A 17,133-nucleotide genomic window follows, 5' to 3' on the forward strand; every position below is an offset into this window, starting at 1 on the left:
ATGGAACTGCACGACGTCTGGTTCGTCCTGATCGCCGTCCTGTGGACCGGCTACTTCTTCCTGGAGGGCTTCGACTTCGGGGTCGGCGTGCTCACGAAGCTGCTCGCCCGCGACCGGCCTGAGAAGCGGGTGCTGATCAACACCATCGGCCCCGTCTGGGACGGCAACGAGGTGTGGCTGCTCTCGGCGGGCGGCGCGACCTTCGCCGCCTTCCCCGAGTGGTACGCCACGCTCTTCTCCGGCTTCTACCTGCCCCTGCTGCTCATCCTGGTCTGCCTGATCGTCCGCGGTGTGGCCTTCGAGTACCGAGTGAAGCGGCCCGAGGAGAACTGGCAGCGCAACTGGGAGACGGCGATCTTCTGGACCTCGCTGCTGCCCGCGTTCCTGTGGGGTGTGGCCTTCGGCAACATCGTGCGGGGCGTGAAGATCGCACAGGACTTCAACTACGCCGGCGGCGTCCTGGATCTGCTCAACCCTTACGCGCTGCTGGGCGGTCTGGTGACGCTGGCGCTGTTCACCTTCCACGGGACGGTGTTCGTCGGCCTCAAGACCGTCGGGGAGATCCGGGAGCGGGCGCGGAAGCTGGCGCTGCGCGTCGGACTGGTCACCGTCCTGCTGGCGCTCGCCTTCCTGCTGTGGACGCAGGCCGACCGGGGTGACGGTGCGTCGTTCGTCGCGATGGTCGCGGCCGTGGCATCGCTTCTCATGGCCCTGGTCGCGGCACGGGCCGGGCGTGAGGGCTGGGCGTTCGCCCTGTCGGGGCTCACCATCGTGGCCACGGTGGCGATGCTCTTCCTGACGCTGTTCCCGAACGTCATGCCGTCGACGCTGAACCCGGACTGGAGCCTGACGGTCACCAACGCCTCGTCCAGCCCGTACACACTGAAGATCATGACCTGGTGTGCCGGGATCGCCACCCCGATCGTCCTGCTCTACCAGGGCTGGACGTACTGGGTGTTCCGCAAGCGGATCGGTACCCAGCACATCGCCGAGACCGTGCACTGAGGTGTGTTTCACGTGAAACCAATCGATCCGCGCCTGCTTCGGTACGCCCGTGCCACCCGGGGCTTCCTGGTGGCGGTCGTCGCCCTGGGGGCGGTGGGCGCAGGCCTGGTCATCGCCCAGGCGATGCTCATCGCCGAGGTGGTGGTCGGCGCGTTCCAGCACCGCATGCCGGTGTCCGAACTCAGCACTCCCCTGCTGCTGTTGGCCGCTGTCGCGGTCGGCCGGGCGCTGATCGGCTGGCTCACCGAGCTCGCCGCGCACCGGGCGAGCGCGGCGGTGAAGTCCGAGCTGCGGGGCCGGCTGCTGGAGCGTGCGGCTGATCTCGGTCCGGGCCGGCTGGGCGGCCAGCGGACCGGCTCGCTGGTGGCCCTGGCCACCCGGGGCGTCGACGCCCTCGACGACTACTTCTCCCGGTATCTGCCGCAGCTGGGTCTCGCGGTGGTCGTGCCGGTGGCGGTGCTGGCGCGGATCGTCACCGAGGACTGGGTCTCCGCGGCCATCATCGTGGGCACCCTGCCCCTCATCCCGGTCTTCATGGTGCTGATCGGCTGGGCCACCCAGGCCCGAATGGACCGTCAGTGGCGACTGCTGTCACAGCTGTCCGGGCACTTCCTGGACGTGGTCGCGGGGCTGCCGACGCTCAAGGTGTTCGGACGGGCCAAGGCCCAGGCCGAGTCGATCCGGCGGATCACCGGCGAGTACCGGCGGGCGACCATGCGGACGCTGCGGATCGCCTTCATCTCCTCGTTCGCGCTGGAACTGCTCGCGACGATCTCGGTGGCGCTGGTCGCCGTGACGATCGGCATGCGGCTGGTGCACGGGGAGATGGACCTGTACATCGGCCTGGTCATCCTGATCCTCGCCCCCGAGGCGTATCTGCCGTTGCGGCAGGTCGGGGCGCAGTACCACGCGGCGGCGGAGGGGCTCGCCGCAGCCGAGGAGATCTTCGAGGTCCTGGAGACGCCCGCCCCGGCGTCCGGCTCCGGGGCCGTGCCGGAGGGGGCGCTGTCCTTCGAGGGCGTGACCGTCCGGTACCCGGGTCGGTCGGTGGACGCCGTCTCGAACGTGTCCTTCAGTGTCGAGCCCGGTGAGACGGTCGCGCTGGTCGGTCCGAGCGGCGCCGGCAAGTCGACGCTGCTGAACGTCCTGCTGGGGTTCGTGCGACCGGCCGAGGGGCGGGTACGGATCGGGGGAGCCGACCTCACCGGCGCCGACCTGGAGCAATGGCGCTCCCGGATCGCGTGGGTGCCGCAGCGACCGCATCTGTACGCCGGGACGATCGCCGAGAACGTACGTCTGGCCCGGCCCGACGCCGACGACGATGCCGTACGGCGGGCGCTGCGGCACGCCGGGGCGCTGGAGTTCGTCGACGCGCTGGCCGGGGGTGTGGACACCGTGCTCGGCGAGGACGGCGCCGGGCTGTCCGCGGGGCAGCGGCAGCGGCTCGCGCTGGCCCGGGCGTTCCTCGCGGACCGGCCCGTGCTGCTGCTCGACGAGCCGACGGCGGCACTGGACGGAGGCACGGAGGCCGAGGTCGTCGCGGCGGTGCGGCGCCTCGCGGTCGGCCGGACGGTGCTGCTGGTGGTGCACCGGCCTGCGCTGCTGGAGATCGCGGACCGGGTCGTGCGGCTGGCGGAGCCCCGGACCGCGATTGCCTTGCCCGATGCGGCCGACGCGCCCGCCACGGCCCGAGACACCGACACGCGGGCCGTCGAGGCCGAGCAGCCCACCCCGGCCGAGCCCGTCGAGACATCGGCTTCGGGCGGGGTGCTGGCCCGCGTGCGCGCCCTGTCCGGTGCCCGGCGCGGTCGTCTCGGACTGGCCCTGCTGCTCGGGAGTCTCGCCCTGGGGAGTGCCGTGGGGCTCATGGCCACCTCCGGGTGGTTGATCTCGCGGGCCTCGCAGCAGCCGCCCGTGCTGTATCTGATGATGGCCGTCACGGCGACGCGGGCGTTCGGGATCGGGCGGGCCGTCTTCCGCTACGCCGAGCGGCTGGTGTCACACGACGCCGTGCTGCGGATGCTGGCGGACACCCGGGTCGCCGTGTTCCGCAGGCTGGAGCGGCTGGCGCCGGCCGGACTGCACCGGTCCCGCCGCGGCGATCTGCTCACCCGCCTGGTCGCGGACGTGGACGCGCTGCAGGACTACTGGCTGCGGTGGCTGCTGCCGGCCGGGGCGGCCGTCGTCGTGTCGGCCGCCTCCGTCGGTTTCACGGCCTGGCTGCTGCCCGAGGCGGGGGCGGTGCTCGCGGCCGGGCTCCTGGCGGCGGGGGTCGGTGTACCGCTGATCACCGGCGCGGTGGCCCGGCGGGCGGAACACCGGCTGGCACCCGCACGCGGGGCGCTCGCGACGCGGGTGGCCGATCTGCTCACCGGTACCGCGGAACTGACGGTCGCCGGTGCCCTAACCACGCGGACCGCCCAGGCCCGCGAGGCCGACGGGGTGCTCACCCGCATCGCCTCACGCGCCGCCACCGCCACGGCCCTCGGCGACGGTCTCACCGCGCTGATCTCCGGCCTGACCGTCGCAGCCGCCGCCCTGGCCGGAGTGCAGGGGGTCGCCGCCGGGCGGCTGGACGGCGTGGCCATGGCCGTCGTCGTCCTGACCCCGCTCGCCGCCTTCGAGGCCGTGCTCGGACTGCCGCTCGCCGTGCGGTACCGGCAGCGCGTGCACCGGAGCGCGCAGCGGGTCTACGAGGTGCTGGACGCCCCGGAGCCGGTGCGGGAGCCGGAGCAGCCGCGGCAGGCGCCCGCGTCGCCGTTCCCGCTCGTCGTCGCGGGTCTGACCGCGCGGCACGCCGGGCAGGGGCGGGACGCGCTCGCCGGGCTCGACCTGACCCTCGAGAAGGGCCGTCGGATCGCCGTGGTCGGACCCTCCGGCTCCGGCAAGACGACGCTGGCACAGGTCCTGCTCCGGTTCCTCGACCCGGACGCGGGCTCGTACACGCTGGCGGGCGTGGACGCGTACGCGCTGCACAGTGACGACGTTCGAGGGCTCGTCGGGCTGTGTGCGCAGGACGCGCACCTCTTCGACAGCTCGCTGCGCGAGAACCTGCTGCTCGCCAGGAAGGACGCCACCGAGGACCGACTGCGCGAATCGCTGGGCCGGGCCCGGTTGCTGGACTGGGCCGACAGCCTGCCCGATGGGCTCGACACGCTTGTCGGCGAGCACGGAGCACGGCTGTCCGGCGGGCAGCGGCAGCGACTGGCGTTGGCCCGGGCACTCCTCGCCGACTTCCCCGTCCTGGTGCTCGACGAGCCCGCCGAGCACCTCGACCTGCCGACCGCCGACGCACTCACCGCCGATCTGCTGGCCGCCACCGAGGGTCGTACGACGCTGCTGATCACGCACCGGCTGGCCGGGCTCGAAGCGGTCGACGAGGTGATCGTGCTCGACCGGGGACGAGTGGTGCAGCGCGGGCCGTACGCCGAGCTGGTGGCCGCGGACGGGCCGTTCCGGGGGATGGCGCAGCGGGAGGCGGCGGCGGACTCGCTGGTGGGGGCGCGGTAGCGGCCGCGAGCAGCACGCACTGGGCCGTTCGGCGCAGCCGTTCCCCCAGCTGTACGACGTGAACAGGGCTGGGTCGGCCGGACTGGGCGACGATCGCTGACATGCGCTCATATCGCCGTCATCGGCTGGTCGTTCCGGTCCTGCTGTGCGCGCTGGCCGTGCTCGCCGCCCGGCCGGCGAGGGCGCCCGAGGAACCCGGAAACGGCACGGACACGGGCCTCAGCGCCGAGGTGGCGCGGCTGTACGAGGAAGCCGCGGTGGCGACGCAGCAGTACGAGGCCGGCCGCGCGGAGGCCGAGGAACAGCGGGGCCGAGCTCAGCGGGCGGAGGCGCTCCTGGACGCGCAGCGGCGGAACATCGCCGTGCTGCAGGAGGATTTGGGCCGCATCGCCCGGGCCCAGTACCGCAGCAGCGGTGGTCTGCCGGTGGCGGCGCACATGATTCTCGCCGGGAGCCCCGACGGCCTGATGCGAGGTCAGCACGCCTTCGCCCAGGCGGACCTCGCCGTGAACAACGCGATCTCCAAGAACCGGCGTGCCGAGGCCCGGCTGGCGGCGGACGAGGCCAAGGCCGCGGCCCAGTGGCAGGCGCTGGAGAAGCGCAACGCCCAACTCGCCGTTCTCAAGGCGGACATCGAACAGAAGCTGGAGTCGGCCCGTGTCCGGCTCCAGGGGCAGGCGGACGCCGCGGTGTCCGCCGGAGCGTGCCGCGGAGCGGTCCGGCTGGATCAGCCGGAGACGGGCTTCGGCGACGGCGGCTGGGTCGCGCCGGTCGAGACGTACGAACTCTCCGCCTCCTACGGCAGCGGTGGCGCGCGCTGGTCGAACCGGCACACCGGGCAGGACTTCGCGGTGCCGATCGGCACGCCGGTGCGGGCCGTGGGGACGGGCCGGGTCGTGAGGGTGTCCTGCGGTGGCGCCTTCGGCATCGAGATCGTGCTCAAGCACGCGGGGGGCTACTACACGCAGTACGCCCATCTGGCGTCCGTCGCGGTCGACCAGGGGGAGCATGTCAGCCCGGGCCAGTGGATCGGCCAGTCGGGCACCACGGGCAACTCCACCGGGCCGCACCTGCACTTCGAGGCCCGGGTCACACCGGAGACGGGCTCGGCGGTGAACCCGGTGTCCTGGCTGGCGGCGCGCGGAGTGTCCCTCTGAGACCCCCTGCCCCCTCGGCTACGGCAGTTCCGCCAGCAACTCCTCGATCACGACCGCCACCCCGTCCTCGTTGTTCGCGACCGTCCGGCCCGAGGCGGCGGCGATCACGTCCGGGTGCGCGTTGCCCATCGCGTAGGACCGGCCCGCCCAGGTGAGCATCTCCACGTCGTTCGGCATGTCGCCGAAGGCGACGACCTGCTCGTGCGAGATGCCGCGCTCCGCGCAGCACAGGGCGAGGGTGCTGGCCTTCGACACCCCCGGACCGCTGATCTCCAGGAGGGCGCTGGGGCTGGAACGGGTGACGTTGGCGCGGTCGCCGATGGCGAGGCGGGCCAGGGTCAGGAAGGCGTCGGGGTCGATCTCGGGGTGATAGGCGAGGATCTTCAGCACCGGCTCGCCGGCGGCCCGGTGGTCCGGGCCCAGCAGTTCCTCGGCCGGGGCGAGACTGTCCGGTATCTCCATGTGCAGCTTCGGGTACGCCGGCTCCTGGTAGAAGCCGTATGTCTGCTCCACCGCGTACACCGTGCCCGGCGCCGCGTCGCGCAGCAGCCGCGCGGCGTCCAGGGCGTTCTCCCGGGCCAGTTCCCGCACCTTCACGAACCGGTGGGCGCCGGGTCCGCCGTGCAGGTCGACCACGGCGGCGCCGTTGCCGCAGATCGCCAGACCGTGGCCGTGCACGTGGTCGCTTACGACGTCCATCCAGCGGGCCGGGCGGCCGGTGACGAAGAATACCTCGACGCCCGCCTTCTCGGCCGCGGCGAGCGCGGCGACCGTACGCGGGGAGACCGACTTGTCGTCGCGCAGCAGGGTGCCGTCGAGGTCGGTGGCGATCAGCCGCGGCGGGAGGGTCTCGGCCGCGGTCTCGGGCTGTCGGGTCGCTGAGGTCACCCGGCCATTGTCCCGCACATGCCTGCACGTGCGTGCGGGGCGCCGCACAGGTGAGTGGATACCGCCCTCGCCGGGACTCTTGCCGGGGACTCCCGGCAGAGCCGACACCTGGGCCTTCTCCGCCGGAGCCCTTCGTTGGAAGCTCCTCGGTACCCCCGTCCATGCTTCAGCGCAACTGTGCGGGCGCCTCCATGGCGATCTGCTCGAAGACCTTCTGGTCCGCCGCGAACTGCGAGTCGGGAATCGGCCAGTGGATCACGATCTCCGTGAAGCCCAGCTCCACATGCCGCCCGGCGAAGTCCACGAATGCGTTCAGGGACTGCAGCGGGCCGCTGCGGTCCGGCGTGAATCCGGTGAGCAGGACCCGGTCGAGGTCGGTCATGTCCCGGCCGACCTCGGCACAGATGTCGTCGAGCCTCTCCGCCTGCCCCCGAATGGCCTGAATCGACTGTTCAGGCGTGCCGTTCTCGTACAGCTTCGGGTCGCCGGTGGTCACCCACGCCTGGCCGAACCGGGCGGCGAGCCGCATCCCACGCGGCCCGGTCGCGGCCACCGCGAACGGCAGCCTGGGGCGCTGCACACAGCCGGGGATGTTGCGCGCCTCGTGGGCTGAGTAGAAGTCCCCCTCGTAGGACACGGCGTCCTCGCTGAGCAGCCGGTCGAGCAGCGGGACGAACTCGGCGAGACGGTCGGCGCGCTCGCGCGGGGTCCACGGCTCCTGGCCGAGCGCGGTGGCGTCGAAGCCGGAGCCGCCCGCGCCGATGCCCAGCGTGACCCGCCCACGGGAGATGTCGTCGAGAGAGATCAGTTCCTTGGCGAGGGTCACCGGGTGCCGGAAGTTCGGCGAGGTCACCAGGGTGCCCAGCCGCAGCCGGTCGGTGATGCTCGCGGCGGCCGTGAGGGTCGGTACGGCGCCGAACCACGGGCCGTCCCGGAAGGTGCGCCAGGACAGGTGGTCATAGGTGTACCCGGTGTGAAAGCCGAGCTGCTCGGCGCGCGTCCAGGCCGCGCGGCCGCCTTCGTGCCAGCGGCGGTACGGGAGGATCACGGTGCTCAGACGCAGACTCATGGCATCGAGCCTAAGGGAGCCTCGCCGACCGCCCGTGTTTCACGTGAAACAGTCACCGTGCGCGTCCGGGTGGACACGGCGCCAGGAGTGATCGGTGGACGTGAAGGTCAGTCCGACCCGGGAAAGCGCAGATAGCGGGTCGGCACGGACTGCGTCAGCCACACGCCGTTCGCACTCACCTGGAAGACATGGCCGTCCCGGTGCATGGCGCCCGCGTGCACCGCCAGCACGACCGGCCGCCCCCGGCGGGCGCCGACGCGGGTTGCCGTCTCCCGGTCGGGAGAGAGATGCACGGCATGCCGGGTCATCGGACGGAGCCCTTCGGCTCGGATCACATCCAGGGCGCGGGCGACGGTGCCGTGGTAGAGGTACGCGGGCGGGGTGGCCGGGGCCAGTCCCAGATCGACTTCCACGCTGTGGCCCTGGCTCGCCCGGATCCGGGTTCCCTCGACGGCGAAACGCCGCTTGTCGTTGGTGGCGACGACATGGTCCAGTTCGGCGCGGGTGAACCGGAAGCCGTGTGCGGCGGCCGCGGCGATCAACGCGTCGATCTCCACCCAGCCGGCCGCGTCGAGGGTCAGCCCGATGCGTTCCGGTTGGTGGCGCAGATGCTTCGACAGGTACTTCGACACCTTCACGGTGCGTCTCTCGTCCACCCCCTCAGGGTGCGGGAGAGACGCGAATCACGCGATCGAGTTTCGCTTCGCAGGTTTGATCCACAGCCAAGTGTGGTTATCCACACCGGAATCGACAGTTCTGTGGACAACTAGCGGTGGGCGCACGGTATTTGAGGCACCCGGCCTCACACCGGAGGGCCTCATACCGGAGGCTTCACCCGCGCGATCCTCCGCAGTGTCCCCGGCGCCCACCGCGAGAGCCACCGCGCACCCCGCGCCTCGGGCGTCACCGGCACCACCGCCTCGTCGCGCGTCACCGCGCGCAGGATGGCGCGGGCGACCTTCTCCGGCGGGTAGTTGCGCAGCCCGTACAGCCGGGCGGTGCGCCTCCGCAGCCGCTGTTCCTCCCGGGCGTCGACCCCGGCGAAGTGCGCCGTCGACGTGATGGCCGTGTTGACGAACCCGGGGCAGACCGCCGTCACACCGATCCGCTGCCCGGCGAGCTCCGCCCGCAGGCACTCGCTGAGCATCAGCACGGCCGCCTTGGAGGTGCTGTAGGCGGGCAGCGCCCGGGACGGCTGGTACGCCGCGGCCGACGCCACGTTGACGATGTGACCGCCCTGCCCGCGCTCGGCCATCCGGCGGCCGAAGAGCCGGCAGCCGTGGATGACCCCCCACAGGTTGACGTCGAGGACCTTCTTCCAGTCCTCCGGCGTGGTGTCGAAGAAGGAACCGGACAGTCCGATCCCGGCGTTGTTCACGAGGACGTCCACCACGCCGTACTCGGCGGTGACCTTCTCGGCGAGCTTTTCCATGGCCTGCTCGTCGGAGACGTCGACCGTCTCCGCCCAGGCGTCCGCGGCGCCGAGCCGGCGGGAGGCCTCGGCGGTGCGGGCCGCGGCCTCCGCGTTCCGGTCGACGGCCACCACGCGCGCCCCGGCCTCGGCGAACGCGAGCGCCGTGGCCCGCCCGATGCCGCTGCCCGCCCCGGTGACGAGCACGAGCTGCCCGCCGAACCGCTCGGCGTGTTCGCCGCCGGCCACCGCCGGGGACCGCCCGCTCTCGACGGACGTCACGAACTCGTCGATCCAGCAGGCCAGCTGGTCCGGGCGGGTACGCGGGATCCAGTGCCCCGCCTGGATCGCCCGGCGGGTGAGCTGCGGAACCCATTGATCCAGTTCGTCGTGGAGCCGCTCCGAGAGGAACCGGTCCTCCAGAGGCGTGATGATCTGCACGGGTGCGTGGGCACGGGCGTCCGGGCGCGGGCTGCGCATCCGCGGCCGGACGTTGTCCCGGTACAGCCAGGCCCCATGGGCCGCGTCCGACGGCAGGGACGCGGTGGGGTAGTCGCCCCTGGGTACTCTCTCGACGCGCTCCAGGACCCGGGGCCAGCGCTTGCCGAGCGGCCCTCGCCAGGCCAGCTCGGGCAGCACGGGCGTATGCAGCAGGTACACGTACCAGGACCGGGCACCCTGCCCGAGGAGCTGGACGATCCGCCGCGGGGTGGGACGTTTCACGCGCCGGTCGATCCAGTGGCCGAAGTGGTCCAGCGACGGGCCGGACATCGACGTGAAGGAGGCGATGCGGCCCTCGGTACGCCGGACGGTGGTGAACTCCCAGGCCTGCACCGAACCCCAGTCGTGCCCGACCAGGTGCACCGGCTCGTCCGGACTCACCGCGTCCGCGACGGCCAGGAAGTCGTCCGTCAGTTTCTCCAGCGTGAACCCGCCGCGCAGTGGCCGCGGCGCCGTCGAGCGGCCGTGGCCGCGGACGTCGTACGCCACCACGTGAAAGCGCCCGGCGAGCCGCTCGGCGACCTCGGACCACACCTCTTTGCTGTCGGGATAGCCATGTACCAGGACGACCGTCGGCCGCCCCGGATCACCCAGCTCGGCCACGCACAGCTCGACTTCGCCCGTCCGCACCCTGCGCTCCCGCGCGCCCGTCAGCAACGTCATCCGGCGAATCTGGCAGTTGTTAGAGAGTTCGTCAATAGAGGCTTCCCGGTCGTGGTAACCCTCAAGAACCAGCACCCCTAGGGGCCCGTAATACTCAGGGCTGATCCCAAGACAGCTCTGCGGAGTGACGACCGCCACCCGCGCGGCCCGTACCTTCGAGGGGTGACTGTGATCGCGACCGAAAGCCTGAGCAAGCGGTTCCCCCGGGTGACCGCGCTTGACCGGCTCTCCGTGGACGTCGGACCCGGTGTGACCGGACTCGTCGGAGCCAACGGAGCCGGCAAGTCCACACTGATCAAGATCCTGCTGGGTCTGTCCCCCGCCACCGAGGGCCGCGCCGAAGTGCTCGGCCTCGACGTCGCCACCCAGGGCGCCGACATCCGTGAGCGCGTCGGTTACATGCCCGAGCACGACTGCCTGCCGCCGGACGTCTCCGCCACCGAGTTCGTCGTCCACATGGCGCGCATGTCCGGCCTGCCGCCCACCGCCGCACGTGAGCGCACGGCCGACACCCTGCGCCACGTCGGCCTGTACGAGGAGCGCTACCGCCCCATCGGCGGCTACTCGACCGGCATGAAGCAGCGCGTCAAGCTCGCGCAGGCCCTCGTCCACGACCCGCAGCTGGTCTTCCTGGACGAGCCGACCAACGGTCTCGACCCGGTCGGGCGCGACGAGATGCTCGGCCTGATCCGCCGCATTCACACCGATTTCGGCATCTCGGTCCTGGTCACCTCCCACCTGCTGGGCGAGCTGGAGCGCACCTGCGACCACGTCGTGGTGGTCGACGGCGGCAAGCTCCTGCGCTCCAGCTCCACCACGGACTTCACGCAGACCACCACGACCCTCGCGATCGAGGTCACCGACAGCGACGAGCACCCGGACGGCACCCGTGCGGTGCGCGAGGCGCTGCACGCGCGCGGGGTGAGCGTCGAGGACGGCAGCGGCCTGCCGGGCGCCGGCCACGTCCTGCTGCTCACCGCGCAGGGCGAGGAGACGTACGACCTGGTCCGGGACGTGATCGCCGACCTCGGACTCGGCCTGGTGCGCATGGAGCAGCGCAGGCACCACATCTCCGAGGTCTTCACGACCAGCGACCGGCACGAGCAGCGGAAGGAGGCGGTCGGCCATGGCGGTTGAGCACTCCACGGGGACATCCGCCCCGGCATCGGGTGACCAGACCCGCATCCACAACATCGGCTACCGCAGCTACGACGGCCCCCGCCTCGGCCGCGCCTACGCCCGCCGCTCCCTCTACTCGCAGTCCCTGCGCGGCTCCTACGGCCTCGGCCGCTCGGTGAAGTCCAAGGTGCTGCCGATGCTGCTGTTCGTGGTGATGTGCGTGCCCGCGGCCATCATGGTCGCCGTCGCGGTCGCCACCAAGGCCAACGCCCTGCCCCTGGACTACACCCGCTACGCGATCGTCATGCAGGCGGTCATCAGCCTGTACGTCGCCTCACAGGCCCCTCAGTCCGTCTCGCGGGACCTGCGCTTCAAGACCGTTCCGCTGTACTTCTCGCGGCCCATCGAGACCGCCGACTACGTCCGCGCCAAGTACGCGGCGCTCGCCTCGGCGCTGTTCGTCCTCACGGCCGCTCCCCTGCTCGTGCTCTACGTGGGCGCCCTGCTGGCCAAGCTCGACTTCGCCGACCAGACCAAGGGATTCGCACAGGGACTCGTGTCCGTAACACTGCTTTCACTGCTCTTCGCCGGCATCGGCCTGGTCATCGCGTCCTTCACCCCGCGCCGCGGCTTCGGCATCGCGGCCGTGATCGCCGTGCTGACCATCACCTACGGCGCGGTCTCCACCCTCCAGGCCATCGCCGACGCCCAGGGCAGCGGCGACGCCGTGCCGTGGATCGGGCTGTTCTCACCGATCACGCTCGTCGACGGTGTGCAGTCCGCGTTCCTGGGCGCGACCTCCGCCTCCCCCAGCGGGGTGGACCCGAGCACCGTCGAGGGCGTCGTCTACGTCCTCGTCGCCCTGGGCCTGATCGCGGCGAGCTACGCCCTCCTGATGCGCCGCTACAAGAAGGTGGGACTGTGACCACGCTCTCCATCGACCACGTCTCCCGCTGGTTCGGCAACGTGGTCGCCGTCAACGACATCACCATGACCATCGGCCCCGGCGTCACCGGCCTGCTCGGCCCCAACGGCGCCGGAAAGTCCACCCTCATCAACATGATGGGCGGATTCCTGGCCCCCTCCACCGGCACCGTCACCCTCGACGGCCAGGCCGTGTGGCGCAACGAGCAGATCTACCGGCAGATCGGCGTCGTGCCCGAGCGGGAGGCGATGTACGACTTCCTCACCGGCAAGGAGTTCGTCCTCGCCAACGCCGAACTGCACGGCCTGGGCGCCAAGGCGGCCCAGAAGGCGCTCGCCACCGTCGAGATGGAGTACGCGCAGGACCGCAAGATCCAGACGTACTCCAAGGGCATGCGACAGCGCGTGAAGATGGCCTCCGCCCTGGTCCACGACCCGTCCCTGCTCCTGCTGGACGAGCCCTTCAACGGCATGGACCCGCGCCAGCGCATGCAGCTGATGGACCTGCTGCGGCGCATGGGTGACGAGGGCCGCACGGTGCTGTTCTCGTCCCACATCCTCGAAGAGGTCGAGCAACTCGCCTGGCACATCGAGGTCGTCGTCGCCGGCCGGCACGCCGCCAGCGGCGACTTCCGCAAGATCCGCCGCCTGATGACCGACCGGCCGCACCGCTACCTGGTGCGCTCCAGCGACGACCGTGCCCTCGCGGCCGCGCTGATCGCCGACCCGTCGACGTCCGGCATCGAGGTCGACCTCGCCGAGGGCGCGCTGCGCATCCAGGCCGTCGACTTCGGCCGCTTCACGGCCCTGCTGCCGCGAGTGGCCAGGGACAACGGCATCCGGCTGCTCACGGTCTCGCCGTCCGACGAGTCCCTCGAGTCCGTCTTCTCGTATCTCGTCGCGGCGTAGGAGGCCCTGATGTACGACCCCACAGTCGCCCGGCTCACGTACCGGGCCCTGCTCGGCCGGCGCCGGGCCCTCATCCTCGGCGCCCTGCCCATGCTGCTGATCGTGATCGCCGTGGCGGTGCGCGCACTGGCAGGGGCGGACGACCAGACGGCGTCCGACCTGCTGGGCGGACTCGCCCTCGCGACGATGGTCCCGATCATCGGCGTCATCGCCGGAACGGGCGCGATCGGACCGGAGATCGACGACGGCTCGGTGGTGTACCTGCTGTCCAAGCCGATCAAGCGGCCGACGATCATCTTCACCAAGCTGATCGTGGCCATCGCGGTGACCATGGTGTTCTCCGCGGTGCCGACGCTCATCGCCGGCTTCATCCTGAACGGCAACGGCCAGCAGGTCGCCGTCGCCTACACGGTGGCCGCACTGGTCGCCTCCATCGCGTACGCGGCCCTGTTCCTGCTGCTCGGCACGGTCTCCCGGCACGCGGTGGTGTTCGGGCTCGTCTACGCGCTGGTCTGGGAGGCCCTGTTCGGCTCCCTGGTGCCGGGCGCCCGCACCCTGAGTGTCCAGCAGTGGTCGCTGGCCGTGGCCCAGAAGGTGTCCGGCGGGGACCTGGTCTCCTCCGACGTGGGTCTGACCACGGCGACGGTGCTGCTGGTGGCGGTCACGGTGCTGGCCACCTGGTTCGCCGGCCAGAAGCTGCGCTCCCTGACGCTCGCCGGCGAGGAGTGACGTGACCCGGTCTTGACGGGGGCTTCACCTTCGCCCGGGCACACTGGGCGAACGGGATTGCAGGGGAACCGCAACGGGAGTTGGACGGCTGGAGGACGGGTATGGCGGGCGAGAGGGCACAGTACGACGATGCCGGGGGCGAGGCCGGGGACGACCTCGACGGTGTCGTCCTGGATGAGGACTTCATACGCTCCGCCGGGACCTCCGAGCCGTCCGCCCGTGCCCGGATGCTCGCCGCGAAATGGCGGCGCGAAGAACCGGAGCCGCAGCCCTGGCGCTCCGACGAGCCGCCCGCGGGCTGGTTCTTCAGCAAGGCCCGGCGGCGCAAGTGGCGCAGGAAGTAGCCGGACCTCCGCCGGTCGGACCACCGGTTTAATCAGTGGCGTCCCCTTCGCCCGGCGGGCACAGTGGTTGTCGTCACGGCCGGGCGAGGAGCCCGGCGCCACGTTCTGGGAGAGGAGCGGGACGATGTCCATGCACGGCAGTACGTCCAGCTCCCTTCAGGGCAGCCCGCGGCGGGATCCGGAGTAGTCAGCACCCCTCCGTAGAACTCGCCCCACACGGGGAGCTGCCCGGGGCGGCCGCTTCGAGCACGCGAATCGCACATCGCGTGGGCCGCCCACCCGGAGGATTGGCCGAGTGGTAAGGCACCGGTTTGCTACACCGTGGTCGGGTCCGGAAGGGCCCGCGCACGTTCGATCCGTGCATCCTCCGCCCAGCACCACCGAGCCGCAGGGCACCAGCGCCCGGGGCTCAGCCCAGCAACCGCTCCAGCACCACCGCGATGCCGTCCTCGTCGTGGGAGGACGTCACCTCGTCGGCCACCGCCTGCAACTCCTCGTGGGCGTCCGCCATGGCGACGCCGTAGGAGGCCCAGGCGAACATCGGGATGTCGTTGGGCATGTCGCCGAAGGCGATCGTGTCCGCCGCCTTCAGCCCGAGCCGACGGGCCGCCAGGGACAGCCCCGTCGCCTTGGACAGCCCCAGGGGTAGCAACTCGACGATGCCCGCGCCCGCCATCGTGACGGTGACGAAACCTCCGGCGGTCCGCGTGGCCGCCTCGCAGAGCTCGTCGTCGGTCAGCGTCGGGTGCTGGATGTACAGCTTGTTCAAAGGCGCGGTCCACAGGTCCGACGCGTCCGTGAACGGCGTGGCGGGCAGGGTGCCCTGGACCGCGTAGCCCGGGCCCACCAGCACCTCGCCGTCCAGGCCGTCGCGGCTCGCCGCCAGGTGGAGCGGGCCGACCTCCGCCTCGATCTTGGCCAGTGCCACCCCGGCCAGCTGCCGGTCCAGCGTCACCGATGTCAGCAGGCGGTGCGCACCGGCGTCGTAGACCTGAGCGCCCTGGCCGCAGACGGCCAGGCCCTGGTAGCCGAGGTCGTCGAGGATGTGCCGGGTCCACGGGACCGCCCGGCCGGTGACGACGATGTGCGCGGTGCCCGCCGCGGTGGCCGCGGCGAGTGCGTCACGGGTGCGCTGCGACACCGTGTCGTCGGAGCGCAGCAGCGTCCCGTCGAGATCGGTGGCGACGAGCCGGTACGGGAAGCCGCCCGGCGAAGCCGTGTCGCTCACTTGGCCACCGGCTCCAGGACCTCCCGGCCGCCCAGGTACGGACGCAGCACCTCGGGCACGCGCACCGAACCGTCGGCCTGCTGGTGGTTCTCCAGGATCGCCACGATCGTGCGCGGGACGGCGCACAGCGTGCCGTTGAGGGTGGCCAGCGGGCGGACCTGCTTGCCGTCACGGACGCGGATCGACAGGCGGCGGGACTGGAACTCGGTGCAGTCCGAGGTCGAGGTCAGCTCGCGGTACTTGCCCTGGGTCGGGATCCACGCCTCGCAGTCGAACTTGCGGGAGGCCGAGGAACCCAGGTCGGCGCTCGCCACGTCGATCACGCGGTACGGCAGCTCCAGCGACGTCAGCCACTGCTTCTCCCACTCCAGCAGGCGCTGGTGCTCGGCCTGCGAGTCCTCCGGAGCGACGTAGGAGAACATCTCGACCTTGTCGAACTGGTGCACGCGGAAGATGCCCCGGGTGTCCTTGCCGTGCGAGCCGGCCTCGCGACGGAAGCAGGGCGAGAAGCCCGCGTAGCGCAGGGGGAGGCGGTCGGCGTCGAGGATCTCGTCCATGTGATACGCCGCGAGCGCTACCTCCGACGTGCCGACCAGGTAGAGGTCGTCGTCGGCGAGGTGGTAGACGTCCTGCGCGGCCTGGCCGAGGAAGCCCGTGCCCGCCATGGACTGGGGGCGCACCAGCGCCGGGGTCAGCATCGGGGTGAAGCCGGCCGCGGTGGCCTGCGCCATCGCCGCGTTCACCAGGGCGAGCTCCAGCAGGGCGCCGACGCCCGTCAGGAAGTAGAAACGCGAGCCGGAGACCTTGGCCCCCCGCTCGACGTCGATCGCTCCGAGGATCTGGCCGAGCGCCAGGTGGTCCTTGGGCTCGAAGCCCTCGGCGGTGAAGTCGCGGATCGTGCCGTGCGTCTCGAGCGTGACGAAGTCCTCCTCGCCGCCCACGGGCACGTCCGGGTGGACGAGGTTGCCGAGCCTCTGGAGCAGTTCCTGGGTCTCGGTCGCGGCAGCGTCGCGGTCCGCGTCGGCCGCCTTGACGTCGGCGGCGAGCTGGCCCGCCTTCTTCAGCAGCTCGGCCTTCTCCTCGCCGGCCGCCTTGGGGACGAGCTTGCCGAGCGCCTTCTGCTCGGCGCGCAGCTCGTCGAAGCGGACGCCGGACGACCTGCGCCGCTCGTCGGCAGACAGGAGGGCGTCGACGAGGGCGACGTCCTCTCCACGGGCGCGCTGCGACGCGCGCACACGGTCGGGGTCCTCACGAAGCAGGCGAAGGTCAATCACGCGCCCAAGGCTACCGGTGCGGGGTGACCGCCCACGACTGACTATGGTCGCGGTGACATACATGCCGTTATGGGCGAATTGCGTGCAGTGTCAATGCTATGGCCCTCCATCCCCGGCGCGAGGCATCCGCAGGGCGTCGCATTGACGGGAATCCCTTGCGGGAAGCGGGACTTGGGCCACGGTTGTCCACAGGGATCCCTGCACCCTGGAGAGTTATCCACAGGCTGTGTGGAAGATCTGTGGACTTCGGAATTGATCACTCCGGAAGACCCGTCACCCCTCGGAATTCCCGAGGGAAACCCGCTCCATCCTCACTTTCGAGTGGAAAGAGGTCACTCTGACGGGTTGCGCAAAGGGAAACGATGGACGAGGGGTGACCTGCGTGCGGATGGACCCGTCAGG

General features: G+C 71.3%; 14 protein-coding genes and 1 tRNA gene. 9 read left to right on the forward strand and 6 right to left on the reverse strand.

All coding sequences use genetic code 11. The features are described 5' to 3' along the window. From cydB to ABTX62_RS01560, 3 genes are all read left to right on the forward strand, one after another. Nucleotides 1-1,005, forward strand: coding sequence for a cytochrome d ubiquinol oxidase subunit II (gene cydB / locus ABTX62_RS01550; protein WP_352114281.1), 1,005 nt, complete (start codon nt 1-3; stop codon nt 1,003-1,005). Between the two features lie 12 nt (nt 1,006-1,017). Further along, nucleotides 1,018-4,515: a thiol reductant ABC exporter subunit CydD gene (gene cydD / locus ABTX62_RS01555; RefSeq protein ID WP_352114282.1), complete on the forward strand. Its 3,498-nt coding sequence runs from the start codon at nt 1,018-1,020 to the stop codon at nt 4,513-4,515. A 101-nt stretch (nt 4,516-4,616) separates the two neighbouring features. Beyond that, nucleotides 4,617-5,672, forward strand: a complete 1,056-nt coding sequence (locus tag ABTX62_RS01560) for a M23 family metallopeptidase (RefSeq protein ID WP_352114283.1) — start codon at nt 4,617-4,619, stop codon at nt 5,670-5,672. An 18-nt stretch (nt 5,673-5,690) separates the two neighbouring features. Here the strand turns inward: ABTX62_RS01560 and ABTX62_RS01565 are convergent, their stop codons facing one another. The 4 genes from ABTX62_RS01565 to ABTX62_RS01580 form a co-directional block, all read right to left on the reverse strand. Next, nucleotides 5,691-6,578, reverse strand: coding sequence for an HAD hydrolase family protein (locus ABTX62_RS01565; RefSeq protein ID WP_352114284.1), 888 nt, complete (start codon nt 6,576-6,578; stop codon nt 5,691-5,693). A gap of 148 nt (nt 6,579-6,726) precedes the next feature. Next, nucleotides 6,727-7,629: an LLM class flavin-dependent oxidoreductase gene (locus tag ABTX62_RS01570; protein WP_352114285.1), complete on the reverse strand. Its 903-nt coding sequence runs from the start codon at nt 7,627-7,629 to the stop codon at nt 6,727-6,729. Nucleotides 7,630-7,736: 107 nt separating this feature from the next. Beyond that, nucleotides 7,737-8,285, reverse strand: coding sequence for an RNA 2'-phosphotransferase (locus ABTX62_RS01575; RefSeq protein WP_352114286.1), 549 nt, complete (start codon nt 8,283-8,285; stop codon nt 7,737-7,739). A gap of 161 nt (nt 8,286-8,446) precedes the next feature. Continuing rightward, entirely contained in the window at nt 8,447-10,204 is a 1,758-nt protein-coding gene (locus tag ABTX62_RS01580; protein WP_352114287.1) for an SDR family oxidoreductase, read from the reverse strand. A 168-nt stretch (nt 10,205-10,372) separates the two neighbouring features. On the opposite strand from ABTX62_RS01580, the gene ABTX62_RS01585 reads away from it, so the two are divergent. The 6 genes from ABTX62_RS01585 to ABTX62_RS01610 all read left to right on the forward strand — a co-directional run bounded on the left by ABTX62_RS01585 (nt 10,373) and on the right by ABTX62_RS01610 (nt 14,599). Further along, the gene (locus ABTX62_RS01585; RefSeq protein WP_283972260.1) at nt 10,373-11,341 is read left to right on the forward strand and encodes an ABC transporter ATP-binding protein; all 969 of its coding nucleotides are present in this window, start codon (nt 10,373-10,375) and stop codon (nt 11,339-11,341) included. After that, entirely contained in the window at nt 11,331-12,248 is a 918-nt protein-coding gene (locus ABTX62_RS01590; protein ID WP_352114288.1) for an ABC transporter permease, read from the forward strand. The genes ABTX62_RS01585 and ABTX62_RS01590 overlap by 11 nt, the downstream gene beginning before the upstream one ends. Further along, nucleotides 12,245-13,156, forward strand: a complete 912-nt coding sequence (locus tag ABTX62_RS01595) for an ABC transporter ATP-binding protein (RefSeq protein WP_352114289.1) — start codon at nt 12,245-12,247, stop codon at nt 13,154-13,156. Before ABTX62_RS01590 ends, ABTX62_RS01595 begins: the two co-directional genes overlap by 4 nt. Before the next feature lie 9 nt (nt 13,157-13,165). Further along, entirely contained in the window at nt 13,166-13,885 is a 720-nt protein-coding gene (locus ABTX62_RS01600; RefSeq protein ID WP_104779072.1) for an ABC transporter permease, read from the forward strand. A gap of 101 nt (nt 13,886-13,986) precedes the next feature. After that, nucleotides 13,987-14,229: an SGM_3592 family protein gene (locus tag ABTX62_RS01605; RefSeq protein ID WP_352114290.1), complete on the forward strand. Its 243-nt coding sequence runs from the start codon at nt 13,987-13,989 to the stop codon at nt 14,227-14,229. Between the two features lie 281 nt (nt 14,230-14,510). Further along, nucleotides 14,511-14,599 (forward strand) — tRNA-Ser (locus ABTX62_RS01610). Between the two features lie 39 nt (nt 14,600-14,638). On the opposite strand, the gene ABTX62_RS01615 is transcribed toward ABTX62_RS01610, so the two are convergent. Both ABTX62_RS01615 and serS read right to left on the reverse strand, forming a co-directional pair. Beyond that, nucleotides 14,639-15,457 carry an HAD family hydrolase gene (locus tag ABTX62_RS01615; RefSeq protein WP_352114291.1) on the reverse strand — a complete coding sequence of 273 codons (819 nt, stop codon included), beginning with the start codon at nt 15,455-15,457 and terminating at the stop codon, nt 14,639-14,641. Next, nucleotides 15,454-16,731: a serine--tRNA ligase gene (gene serS, locus ABTX62_RS01620; protein WP_352114292.1), complete on the reverse strand. Its 1,278-nt coding sequence runs from the start codon at nt 16,729-16,731 to the stop codon at nt 15,454-15,456. Before serS ends, ABTX62_RS01615 begins: the two co-directional genes overlap by 4 nt. Between the last annotated feature and the right edge of the window lie 402 nt (nt 16,732-17,133).

The organism is Streptomyces sp. NPDC096046, assembly GCF_040303285.1.
Classification (GTDB): Bacteria; Actinomycetota; Actinomycetes; order Streptomycetales; family Streptomycetaceae; genus Streptomyces.

What these genes read in the sequence shown, in the direction of transcription:
- cydB (WP_352114281.1), top strand. Translation starts at nt 1, where the DNA reads ATGGAACTGCACGACGTCTGGTTCGTCCTGATCGCCGTCCTGTGGACC.
- ABTX62_RS01560 (WP_352114283.1), top strand. Translation starts at nt 4,617, where the DNA reads ATGCGCTCATATCGCCGTCATCGGCTGGTCGTTCCGGTCCTGCTGTGC.
- ABTX62_RS01570 (WP_352114285.1), bottom strand. Translation starts at nt 7,629, where the DNA reads ATGAGTCTGCGTCTGAGCACCGTGATCCTCCCGTACCGCCGCTGGCAC.
- ABTX62_RS01580 (WP_352114287.1), bottom strand. Translation starts at nt 10,204, where the DNA reads ATGACGTTGCTGACGGGCGCGCGGGAGCGCAGGGTGCGGACGGGCGAA.
- ABTX62_RS01590 (WP_352114288.1), top strand. Translation starts at nt 11,331, where the DNA reads ATGGCGGTTGAGCACTCCACGGGGACATCCGCCCCGGCATCGGGTGAC.
- ABTX62_RS01600 (WP_104779072.1), top strand. Translation starts at nt 13,166, where the DNA reads ATGTACGACCCCACAGTCGCCCGGCTCACGTACCGGGCCCTGCTCGGC.
- ABTX62_RS01605 (WP_352114290.1), top strand. Translation starts at nt 13,987, where the DNA reads ATGGCGGGCGAGAGGGCACAGTACGACGATGCCGGGGGCGAGGCCGGG.